The sequence below is a fragment of the Noviherbaspirillum sp. genome (assembly GCF_035254865.1).
GTDB lineage: Bacteria > Pseudomonadota > Gammaproteobacteria > Burkholderiales > Burkholderiaceae_D > Noviherbaspirillum.
This window is the reverse complement of the sequence record NZ_DATFAF010000009.1, coordinates 54,466-65,678: the sequence shown is the minus strand read 5'-3', so window position 1 is coordinate 65,678 and position 11,213 is coordinate 54,466. Positions and strand designations below refer to the sequence as shown.

The following is an 11,213-nucleotide window of genomic DNA, read 5'->3' as shown; positions in this document are numbered from 1 at the left end:
TCGGTCTGGCTGTCGCTCGCGGTCTTGATGTGCGCGACGATCGCCGTGACTTCGTTGATGCTGGTCACGATCTGCTGCATGGTTGCGCCGGCCCGGTCCGCCAGCGTGCTGCCGGTCGCGATCCGCTCGACCGATTGCGTGATCAGCTCGCGGATTTCCTTCGCCGCCGTGGCGGAGCGCTGCGACAGCGTGCGCACTTCCGAGGCGACCACCGCGAAGCCGCGGCCGTGCTCGCCGGCGCGCGCCGCTTCCACGGCGGCGTTGAGCGCGAGGATATTGGTCTGGAAGGCGATGCTGTCGATGAGACCGATGATCTCGACGATGCGCTTCGACGAGGCGTTGATCGATCCCATCGTGCGCACCACCTCGGACACGACGGCGCCGCCCTCGGTGGCGACTTGCGCCGCGCCGGCGGCAAGCTGGTGCGCCTGCTGCGTATGCTCGGCATTGCGCTTGACAGTTGTGGTCATGGCTTCCATCGAGCCGGTGATGGCACGCACCGAATCCGCCTGCGCGACGGTGCGGCGCGACAGGTTTTCATTGTCGCGCGCGATGTCGGTCAGCGCGCCGTCGATCTCGGCAACACCACCCTGGATGTCGCGCGCCATGTGCGACAGGTTTTCATTCATCTGCTGCAGGGCACGCATCAGCTCGCTGATTTCGTCGCGTCCCGGCGCATGGATGGAGGAGCTTAGGTCGCCCTCCGCCACGCGCGTGGCGACGGTGGCGGCGTCGCGCAGCGGCAGAACGATGCTGCGCGACAGGACCACCGCGAGGAAGCCGCTGATCAGCACGGCCGCGCCGCCGACGCCGATCAGAATCAGCACGCTGTTGGTGAACAGGTCGTTCGACTCCTGCGCCATGCGGTTGGCCTGCGCCTGCTGATAGTCGCCGAGCGAGCGGAGCGCCGCCTCGTAGTTCGCCAGCGAACCGTCAAGGCGCGAGGACACCAGTTGTTCGACTTCGATGGTCTTGCCGATCGCCTTCAGCCGGAAGACTTCGGCGCGCGTCGTCAGGTAGGCGTTCTCCGCCTCGGTAATCCGGTCCATCAGCTGCGCCTCCGCGGCGCTTGAGGCGGACTTGCGGATGGACGCGCCGAGTTCCGCGATCAGCCTGTCGCCGTCGACGAGCTGCTTCTCGTAGTAGTCGCCCAGTTCCAGGCTGTCGCTCTTGGCAATCGCGGTCGCGCGAGTGGCATTCAGGGCGACCGCGTTTTGCCATGACGCGACGTGCTGCAGCCCGGCGAGTTTTTCATTGACCAGGGCCTTGGCCATGCGATCCACCGAGTACAGCCGCCAGACCGACAGCCCGGTGGTGAATGTCATGAGGGCGAGAATGCAGGCAAATGCCAGCATCAACCGGGTTTCGATACGCGCGAGCCGAAAATTCATCATGTTCCTGTCGTGTTTGAATTCCCGCTAGCGTAAGAAACGATTGCTACATGGATATGACATGCGCAACGGGAAGCGATGTCATCAAGCGGTCATGCAATGCAGGCAAGATATTTTGCAAACGAGAAATTTCCCATTCGCATCGCCGCTTTCGCCTCTGAAAAACATGTTGCTTCCGAAGCTGTCCCAATTCCTGCGCCGGCGTTTCCTTGCCGCGAGCGAGAGCGGCTTTCGGTATTGCTGGCCATTGCTTCCCATCGCAGTCGGCATCATCGTGTGGATGTCGGTGGACAGGGAAATCGCCAGGGAGCGGCAATCCTTCGAGCAGTCGCTGGCTTCTTCCGCGCAGTCGATCGCCGCCGGTTACGCGCGCTACCTGACGCGCTCCATCGATCAGATGGACCAGGTCACCATGCAGCTCAAGTACGACTGGGAGACATCGAAGGGCACGCTCAAACTCGGCGACCTGGTCGCCAGGGGAATGTTTACCTCGCCGCAGTATGTCGAGGTCGCGATCATCAACGGCAAGGGCGAGGTGGTGACGTCGACCGGCACCGCATCTTCCGCGCAGTCGTATGCCGGGCGAGCGTTCTTTCAAACGCACCGCGCGAACATTTCCTCCGCCCTGCGCATATCCGCGCCGGAGAACGAGCCGGCGAGCGGCAAGCTGCTGGTGCGGTTCACGCGGCGGCTGGATTCCGCTGACGACGATTTCGATGGCGTGGTGATCGTCACTGTCACGTCCGATTATTTTTCGACCTTCTACGATGCCGCCGCGCTCGGCAACCACGGTCTGCTGGCCGTAGTCGGCGACGACGGGCGAGTGCGCGCATCGCGCATCGGAAGCAAGGCGTCCGGCGTAGATCCGGTTGCGTTGACGTACACACCGCGCTTCGGCGCGCCGCAGGACGGCAATCAAGCTTACGGAAAGGGCGAAGCCTGGCTGGGCCCGGACCGGTTTGTCGATGGCGAAAAACGATTTGTCGCCTGGCGCACGCTGTCCGCTTATCCGGTCACCGTGATGGCAGGATTGTCCGAGCGCGAACAGCTTGCGCCGCTCCAGCGAAAATGGCACACCTATCGCCGCATGCGTGACGCAGCCGAAGCGGCGATCCTGGCGCTGGCTGCGCTCCTTGCCTGGATCGTCCATCTCATCGAACGCAGAAAGACCCGGCAGAGAAGTGTTCAGGCTGCGTATCGCCTGGCTACCGAAGCGGGCGAGGAGGGCTTCTACATGCTCTCCCCGATCCGCGACGAGAACCATGCCATTCGCGACTTCCGCATTCTCGATTGCAATGAGCGCGGCGCCGGCCTGCTCGGCAAGGAAAAAAAGGCGCTGCTCGGACAGACCTTGTCGGAGAACTACCGGCGGGAAGAGTTTGCCCGTCTGCTCGATGTCTACCTGCGCGCGATGGACCTCGGCTCCTATCGCGAAGAAGATGAATTCCAGCCGATCGGATCGCCCGCGCCGCGCTGGGTGCGGCGCAAGCTGGTTCGCTCCGGCGGAGAACTTGCGGTGACGTTGCGCGACATATCGGATGCCAAGGCGCAGGAAGGCAAGCTGATCCGACTTGCCAACACCGACGAGCTGACCGGCCTGCCGAATCGCTCGTGGTTCATGAAATCGCTGGAAGCGACCATCGCGAAGTCGCAGGAAGATGTGGTCGCCTTGCTGTTCATCGACCTGGACAAGTTCAAGAACGTCAACGACACGCTCGGCCACGCGACCGGCGACAAGGTGCTGCAGGAAGCGGCAGGCCGGTTGCGCCAGGCCTTGCGGCCCTCCGATCATGTGGCCCGCCTCGGCGGGGACGAGTTCACCGTGGTGCTGCGGCAGATCGGCGATGACGCCGAGATCATTCGGGTCGCGAACCGCATCCTGGCGGCACTCGCGGCACCCTTCCATGCAGGCGGCGCGACCATGGAAGTCGGCGCGTCGGTCGGCATCAGCGTCTATCCGCGCGACGGAACGACGGCCGGCACGCTTCTCAAGCACGCCGACATCGCGATGTACTCGGCGAAAGGCCATCGACGCGGCACCTACGCCTTCTATCAGCACGCCTTGTACGAGGCCCTGAAGACGCGCATCAACACCGAACGCGAGCTGGCCGAGGCGATCGAGCGTGACCAGTTCCTGTTGCACTACCAGCCGCGCGTGGATGCGGCCAGCGGCCGGCTGCTCAGCGTCGAGGCGCTGGTGCGGTGGCAGCATCCGGTGCGCGGCATGGTGCCGCCACTCGAATTCATCCCGATTGCGGAGAGCACAGGGCTGATCGCGAAGCTTGGCGCACTGGTGCTTGAGAAGGCATGCCGGCAGATCGCGCAATGGCGTTCCGATGGTCTGCATGCCGTGCCTGTTTCCGTCAACGTCTCGGCTGTCCAGTTTCAGCTTGGCGATGTCGACGACTTGCTGCGCCGGTGTCTTGCGGAATCCGCAATCTGTCCGAGCCTGATCGAACTCGAAATCACCGAGTCGGCCATGCTGGGCGAGCAAGCGAGCATTGTCGATCGCCTGGCGGCGATACGCGCGATCGGCGTCAGGATCGCGGTGGACGACTTCGGCACCGGCTATTCCTCGCTGTCGCAATTGCAGCGGCTGGACATGGATGTGCTGAAAGTGGACCGCGTCTTCACCGCGGACCTCGGCCGCTCCACGGAAAGCCATGTCCTGTTCAAGGCGATCGTTTCGATGGCGCATGCGCTCGACATGAAAGTCGTTGCCGAAGGCGTTGAAACCGAACTCCAGGCCGGCATGCTGCGGGAACTCGGCTGCGACGAACTCCAGGGCTACCTGATCTCGCGGCCGGTGCCGGCGGACGCAATCGCAACGCTGCTGCGGCAGCCGCACGGCCTGATCGGCGCGGATGCCGACCAACCTCACCTGCGCCTGATCATGTCCTGCTGAGTTTTCGACGCGGCTGCACGATCCGCGCCGATGAACTTCGTCTTTGCTCGCCTGCATTTCGCTTGGCGAAACAAACTCAACTCATTCCATACAGTACTGTATTGTCGGATATTTCTTGGCATGAATGTGGCAAACCGCGATCTGACGCGGCTTTCCGACCGGCGCATCGGCATTGCCCATGAAATCACATATGTGATATGTGATCCTCAATATGAAATAGACCATGGACGATACGAAGTCCCGCTGCTAAAGTCAGTTCACATTCAAAAGAAAAAGAACGCACTTTTTCAACGGAGACAAGGCATGCAGAACGCTGTGCATCGCGCGGAGCAGAACTCCGCACTGACGCAATCGCTGGCCCACCGCGCACTTTCGCTGCAATACGAAGCGCTGCCGGCAGAAGTTCGAACGCTTGCCCTTCAATGCGTGCTCGACTGGATCGCGGTCACGCTTGCCGGTTCGCAGGAACCGCTTGTCCGAATTCTGCTGGCCGATATGTCCGAGCAGGGCGGCCACCGCCAGGCCGGCATTGTCGGTCATGCGGAACGGCTGCCAACGCTGGCTGCGGCACTGATCAACGGCGCCGCTTCCCACGCTCTGGATTACGACGACGTCAATCTCAGCATGACCGGCCATCCGACCGTGGCCGTGTTGCCGGGTCTGCTCGCGCAGGCGGAGCAGCGCAACGCGTCCGGCCGGGCATTGATCACTGCCTTTGTCGCGGGCTATGAAACGGCGTGCGACATCGGTGCGCGCATGGGCGCCAGCCATTATGCGCGCGGCTTCCATGCGACGGCGACCATCGGCAGTTTCGGTTCGGCTGCGGCGTGCGCGCACTTGCTTGGGCTCGATGCGGATCAAACTGCATACGCACTCGGTATCGCCGGCACCCAGGCGGCCGGCCTCAAGTCCATGTTCGGCACGATGTGCAAGCCGCTGCATGCGGGCAAGGCGGCGTACAACGGTTTGCTCGCCGCACGGCTTGCGGCGCGCGGATTCGACAGCCGCAAGGATGTACTGGAAGCGGTGCAGGGTTTCGCCTCGACGCAAAGCGACGGACTGAACGCGCCGAGCGTTCCGGAGAGCGGCTTCCACTTGCGTCACAATTTGTTCAAGTACCACGCCGCCTGTTACCTGACGCATGCCGGCATCGAATGCGGCCGCAGCCTGCGCGAGAAGCACGGCTTCAGCGGCGCGGACATCAAGCGCGTCACGCTGCGCGTCGACCAGGGCTGCGACAAGGTGTGCAATATCGTTGAGCCGCGCACCGGCCTCGAAGCCAAGTTCAGCCTGCGGCAGACCGCAGCATTTGCGCTGGCCGGCGTCGACACCGCGCGGCTGGATACCTATGACCAAGCCCTGATGGCCGATCCGGCACTTGCTGCGCTGCGCAGCAAGATCGCGGTCGACCTGCTGCCGGATCGGCCGCATACGCAAGCCGAGATGGAGGTGGAGCTCAATGACGGGCGCCGCTTCTCGGCCTCGCACGATGCAGGCACGCCCACCGCATCGGTGGAGGAGCAGGGCCGCCGCATCGATGCCAAGTTTCTCAGTCTTGCCGCACCGGTCCTGGGGCCGGCACGCGCAGAAGAAGTCCAGGCGATGGTTCATCGCCTGGACCAGCTTTCCTCCGTTTCCGAGCTGACTCGGTTTCTCGTCCCATCTCTTAAATGACCAATCCCATGCAAATATCCGAGCACGATTTCGTCCGCCGCGCGACGCTGAGGGTACGTGGCAACAAGTTCGAAGACTTCACTCCCGGCCGCAAGTTCGACCACCACTGGGGAAGGACCATCACCCAGACCGAGAACACGCTGTTCTCGACGCTGACGCTGCACTTCAACCCGCACTACTACAACGTCGAGTACGCGCGGGCGCACGACCATCCGGACACGCCGCTCAATCCGATGCTGGTCTTCAATACCGTTTTCGGCCTGTCGGTGGAAGACCTGAGCGAAGGCGGCGGTCCCTTCCTCGGCATCGAGGAGCTGACCTTCTACATGCCGGTCTATCCCGGCGACACGCTCACCGCTTGCAGCACCGTGGTCGAGGGCAGGGAGTCGTCCACCCATGCGGGCATGGGCATCGTGACCTGGCATACCGAAGGCTTCAACAAGAACGGGCAGCGCGTGATTGATTTCCGCCGCAGCAATCTGGTCAGAATGAGGGAGAAAAAAGCATGAGCTACATGACAGAAGAGCGAAGAATGATCCAGGAAGCGGCGCGCGAATTCGCGATGCGCGAGGTGCTGCCGCTGGCCAACAAGCTCGATCCTGTACAGGGTGACATTCCGCAGGAACTGATTCACAAGCTGGGCGAGATGGGCTACTTCGGCATCACCATTCCGGAAGAATACGGTGGCCTCGGCCTCGGTTGCTTCGAGTACTGCCTGATCACCGAGGAACTGGCGCGCGCATGGATGAGCGTGGCCAGCCTGATTGCGCGCGGCAATTCGCTGATCGGCCGGCAGGGCATGAGCGAAGAGCAGAAAAAGCGCTACATGACGCGCATGGCCAAGGGCGAGTTTCTCGGCGCGTTCGCGCTGTCCGAGCCGAATACCGGCTCCGACGTGGCGAGCATGACCTGCCGCGCAAAACGCGATGGCGATTCCTGGGTCATTACCGGCAACAAGTACTGGTGCACCTTCGCCGACGGCGCGGATTACCTGATGGTGATGGCGCGCACCGATCCGAACGTCGATCCGAAGCGCCGCCATCTCGGCATCAGCGCCTTCATGGTGGAAAAGCCGCGTGGCGAATTGCCGAAGGGCGTGCAGGGCAGTCCGATTCCGAAGATCGGCTACTTCGGCTGGAAGACCTGGGAGCTGGCCTTCGACAACTGCCGTGTTCCGGCCGAGTGCCTGATCGGCGAAGAAGGCAAGGCTTTCTACATGATCACCAGCGGGCTGGAAAAGGCGCGTGCGCATACCGCTGCGCGCTCCATCGGTCTGGCGCGTGGCGGCCTTGAAGATGCACTGGTGTATGCGCAGGAGCGCCAGCAGTTCAACAAGCCGATCTCGCAGTTCCAGGCGATCCGCTTCAAGCTCGCACAGATGGCGACCGACATCGAGGCCGCGCGCCAACTGATGTACTACGTCTGCGAGCAGATCGACGAGGGCAAGCGCTGCGACAAGGAGGCCTCGATGGTCAAGCTGTTCGCCAGCGAGATGTCCGAGCGTGTCACGAGCGAAGCGCTGCAGATCCACGGCGGCGCGGGCTACACCAAGCTGTATGCGGTCGAGCGCTACTGGCGCGATGCACGGCTGACCAAGATCTTCGAAGGCACTTCCGAGATCCAGCTGAAAATCATTTCTGACAACTTGCTCGGAGGGAAGCACGCATGAACGCCGCGATCCAGAAGCTGACCAGCAGCGACAACTATTTCGAAGATTTCAAGCCGGGCATGATGATCCGCCATGCGCGCGGCAAGACGGTCGAGGCGCTTGAAAACGTGTTGATCACCAATCTCGTGATGAACACCGCGGAAGGCCACTTCAACGAGCACCGCATGGCGGAGTCGCCGTTCAGGCACCGCATCACCTTCGGCGGCGTGACCGCCTCGCTCATCATCGGCATTGCCAGCCAGGACACGGCGGAAAACGCGCTGGCCGAACTCGGGCTCGACAAGATCCGCTTCAAGACACCGGTCCTGCATGGCGACACCTTGTATGCGTTCACCGAAGTGCTGGCGGCGAAAGACGGCACGCGCGCCGATGCCGGCGAGGTGCTGTTCCGCCACTGGGGCATCAACCAGAACGACAAGATCGTGTTCGAGGGAGAGCGCCGCGTGCTGGTGAAGCGTCGCAGCCACTGGGCCAAGCAATGATGAAGGAAGACATGCGCTCCGAAGGCACCGGCGCCACAGGCGCGCTGGACGGGCTGAAGGTGCTCGACTTCACCCAGATGCTGGCCGGGCCGTTCTGCACCCAGCTGCTGGCTGACCAGGGCGCCGAAGTCATCAAGATCGAACCGATGGCGGGCGACACGACGCGCAAGGTCGGCCCCTTTCATCCGGACGACAAGCTGCGTGCCTTCGGCGGCTATTTTCAGAGTGCCAACCGCAACAAGCTCAGTCTGGTGCTCGACCTGAAGAAGGCCGAGGCGCGCGAGATCGTGCTGAAGCTGGCGGAGCAGGCCGATGTCGTGGTGGAGAACTATCGCCCGGGCGTGATGGACCGCTTCGGCCTTTCCTACGAAGTGCTGCGGGAGAGGAATCCGAAGCTGGTGTACGCGTCGATCCGCGGCTTCGGCGATCCCCGCACCGGCAGCAGTCCCTACATGGAATGGCCGGCCTTCGACGTGGTGTCGCAGGCGATGGGTGGACTGATGGGCATTACCGGCCCGGACGAGAACACGCCGATCAAGGTCGGGCCCGGCATGGGGGATCTCGTGCCCGCCGTGCTGGCCGCCTACGGCGTGATGGCGGCGGTGTTCCGCGCGCAGCGCTGCGGTCGCGGCCAGTTCCTGAATGTGGCGATGGTGGACGGCGTGCTCGCCCTGTGCGAGCGCACCATCTATCAGTACAGCTACCAGGGCAAGGTCGCACATCCGGAAGGCAACCAGCATCCGCTGCTGTGCCCGTTCGGCATGTTCCCCGCGCGCGACGGCTGGGTCACGCTGGCCTGCCAGAGCGACGACTTCTGGCGCCAGCTGTGCATGCTCATCGAGCGCGAAGACATGCTGAGCGATGCGCGCTTCACCGACAACCAGACGCGGGTGCAGAACCGCGACGCGGTGTACGAGGCGGTGAGCGGCTACACCACCCGCTACACGAAACGCGAACTGACGGAACGCCTGGGCGGACATGTGCCCTTCGGTCCGGTGTACGACATCGCCGACATCCATGCCGATCCGCATTTCCGGCAAAGCGGCATGCTGGCCGAAGTGGAACAGCCCGGCATGGACCGCAAGCTGGCGATCGCCGGCATACCGATCCACATGTCGGAGACGCCGGGGAGCATACGGCACCGCGCGCCGCTGCTGGGCGAGCATAGCGACATGATTTTGCGCGAGGCGGGCTGCAGCGCGGCGGAAATTGCCCGCTGGCGGGAAGCCGGCGCGGTGGCTTGACGGAACCAGCACTTCACTCTCACAAGGAAAAGGACACAAGATGGAAAACTATCAACGACCCAAGCGTTTGCGTCGCGTGCAGCTCGCCGTGCCGGGCAGCAGCGAAAAAATGATGGCGAAGGCCGCCGGCAGCGACGCCGATCATGTCTTCCTCGATCTGGAAGACGCGGTGGCTCCCAATGCAAAAGTCGGCGCGCGTTCCAACATCGTGAACGCGCTGCGCACGCTGGACTGGGGCAAGAAGACGCGCTGCGTGCGCATCAATGACCTCGGCACGCAATGGGCCTACGAGGACATCATCCATATCGTGGAAGAAGCCGGCGAATTCGTCGACACCATCATGGTGCCGAAGGTCATGTCGGCCTGCGATGTGCGCTTCGTCGCGACGCTGCTGCGCCAGATCGAAAAGAAGACCGGCATGAAGCGGCAGATCGGCATCGAAGCGCTGATCGAGGAAGTCGAGGCGATGCAGGAAATCGACAACATCGCGCGCGCCGATCCGCGCCTGGAATGCATCATCTTCGGCGCCGGCGACTATTCCGCCTCGCAGGGCATCGACATCCGCTCGATTGGCGGCGAGAACGGTTATCCGGGCGACATCTGGCATTTCGCACGCTTCAAGCTGGTGGTGGCCGCGCGTGCCGCGGGCATTGACGCAGTGGACGGTCCGTTCGCGAATTTCAAGAACCCCGAAGCGTATCGCGAAGAATGCCGCCGCGCGATGATCCTCGGCTGTGTCGGCAAGTGGGCCATCCACCCGGCGCAGATCGAAGTCGCCATTGATGCCTTCTCGCCCAAGCCGGAAGATGTCGAGCGCGCACGCAAGCTGGAAGCCGCGTATGCGAAGGCCGAGGCGGAAGGCATGGGATCGGTGAACATCGACGGCATCATGGTCGATGCGGCATCGGTGCGCATTGTGCGCAACATCATCAAGAAGGCGGACCTGATCGGGATGTAAATCCGGCAGAAGAAGAATCGATCGGGCGCGCCGCCGGCCTGCCCGATCGGCGGACGTCAATGCGTCCGACATTTGCAGGAGACAGGCATGACAGTTGAGAAACAGGCTTCGATGGAGTTCGCCGGGAAGACGGCGCTCGTCACCGGATCGGGACGCAATATCGGCCGCGCCATTGCGCTGGCCTTCGCGCAGCAGGGCGCGAACGTGATCGTCAACGGCCACAGCGACAAGAACGCGGTCGACGGCGTGGTGGAGGAAATCAGGAAGGCGGGCGGCAAGGCGATCGGCATCATGGCCGACGTGTCCTCGCATGATACAGTGGCTTCCATGGTGGACCAGGGCGTGCGCGAGTTCGGGTCGATGGACATCCTCGTGTCCAATGTCGGCATCCGGCGCATGCAGCCGTTTCTCGACATCAGCGTGGAGGATTGGGACAAGGTGCTGGCTTCCAACCTGTCGCCGGCGTTCTACCTCGCACGCAATGCGATTCCGCACATGCAGCAGCGCAAGTGGGGACGCATCATCCTCATTTCCGGCTTCGACGGCTTCTGGGGCCAGATCACGCAGCGCGCGCACAACGTCACTTGCAAGGCCGGATTGCATGGCCTGGCGAAGGCACTGGCGCGCGAGTTCGGGCCGGACGGCATCACGGCCAACACGGTGGTGCCCGGCGCGATCGATACCGTGCGCGACTGGTCGCAGTATGCGCATCAGCCGGACAAGAAAGAGATCGAAAAGCAGATTCCCGTGCGTCGCTTCGGCGACCCGGCGGAGATCGCGGCGGCCTGCACCTATCTCGCTTCGGGCGGCGGCGGCTTCGTGTCGGGGCAGGCGATTCACGTCAACGGCGGGCATTACATGTTTTAGGCAGCACAGGAACCGTAAGGGGC

The 11,213-nt window shown here is 63.1% G+C and carries 9 protein-coding genes; 8 read left to right on the top strand and 1 reads right to left on the bottom strand.

Going from position 1 to position 11,213, the window contains the following annotated elements:
* The coding region (locus tag VJ651_RS02585; protein ID WP_324105920.1) for a methyl-accepting chemotaxis protein at nucleotides 1-1,394 on the bottom strand (1,394 nt) is incomplete at its 3' end.
* A 163-nt stretch (nucleotides 1,395-1,557) separates the two neighbouring features.
* Here VJ651_RS02585 and VJ651_RS02580 point away from each other — a divergent pair.
* The 8 genes from VJ651_RS02580 (at nucleotide 1,558) to VJ651_RS02545 (ending at nucleotide 11,190) form a co-directional block, all read left to right on the top strand.
* The gene (locus tag VJ651_RS02580) at nucleotides 1,558-4,296 is read left to right on the top strand and encodes a bifunctional diguanylate cyclase/phosphodiesterase (protein ID WP_324105919.1); all 2,739 of its coding nucleotides are present in this window, start codon (nucleotides 1,558-1,560) and stop codon (nucleotides 4,294-4,296) included.
* Between the two features lie 303 nt (nucleotides 4,297-4,599).
* On the top strand, nucleotides 4,600-5,970 hold the full coding sequence (locus tag VJ651_RS02575; RefSeq protein WP_324105918.1) for an MmgE/PrpD family protein: 1,371 nt from the start codon (nucleotides 4,600-4,602) through the stop codon (nucleotides 5,968-5,970).
* Between the two features lie 8 nt (nucleotides 5,971-5,978).
* The gene (locus VJ651_RS02570; RefSeq protein ID WP_324105917.1) at nucleotides 5,979-6,479 is read left to right on the top strand and encodes a MaoC family dehydratase; all 501 of its coding nucleotides are present in this window, start codon (nucleotides 5,979-5,981) and stop codon (nucleotides 6,477-6,479) included.
* The gene (locus tag VJ651_RS02565) at nucleotides 6,476-7,639 is read left to right on the top strand and encodes an acyl-CoA dehydrogenase family protein (protein ID WP_324105916.1); all 1,164 of its coding nucleotides are present in this window, start codon (nucleotides 6,476-6,478) and stop codon (nucleotides 7,637-7,639) included. The genes VJ651_RS02570 and VJ651_RS02565 overlap by 4 nt, the downstream gene beginning before the upstream one ends.
* Nucleotides 7,636-8,121 (top strand): MaoC family dehydratase, encoded by a 486-nt coding sequence (locus VJ651_RS02560; RefSeq protein ID WP_324105915.1) that lies wholly within the window; start codon nucleotides 7,636-7,638, stop codon nucleotides 8,119-8,121. Before VJ651_RS02565 ends, VJ651_RS02560 begins: the two co-directional genes overlap by 4 nt.
* Nucleotides 8,121-9,365, top strand: coding sequence for a CaiB/BaiF CoA transferase family protein (locus tag VJ651_RS02555; RefSeq protein ID WP_414691292.1), 1,245 nt, complete (start codon nucleotides 8,121-8,123; stop codon nucleotides 9,363-9,365). The genes VJ651_RS02560 and VJ651_RS02555 overlap by 1 nt, the downstream gene beginning before the upstream one ends.
* Before the next feature lie 40 nt (nucleotides 9,366-9,405).
* Nucleotides 9,406-10,323: a CoA ester lyase gene (locus VJ651_RS02550; RefSeq protein WP_324105913.1), complete on the top strand. Its 918-nt coding sequence runs from the start codon at nucleotides 9,406-9,408 to the stop codon at nucleotides 10,321-10,323.
* A gap of 87 nt (nucleotides 10,324-10,410) precedes the next feature.
* Nucleotides 10,411-11,190, top strand: coding sequence for a 3-oxoacyl-ACP reductase family protein (locus VJ651_RS02545; protein WP_324105912.1), 780 nt, complete (start codon nucleotides 10,411-10,413; stop codon nucleotides 11,188-11,190).
* Nucleotides 11,191-11,213: the final 23 nt, after the last annotated feature.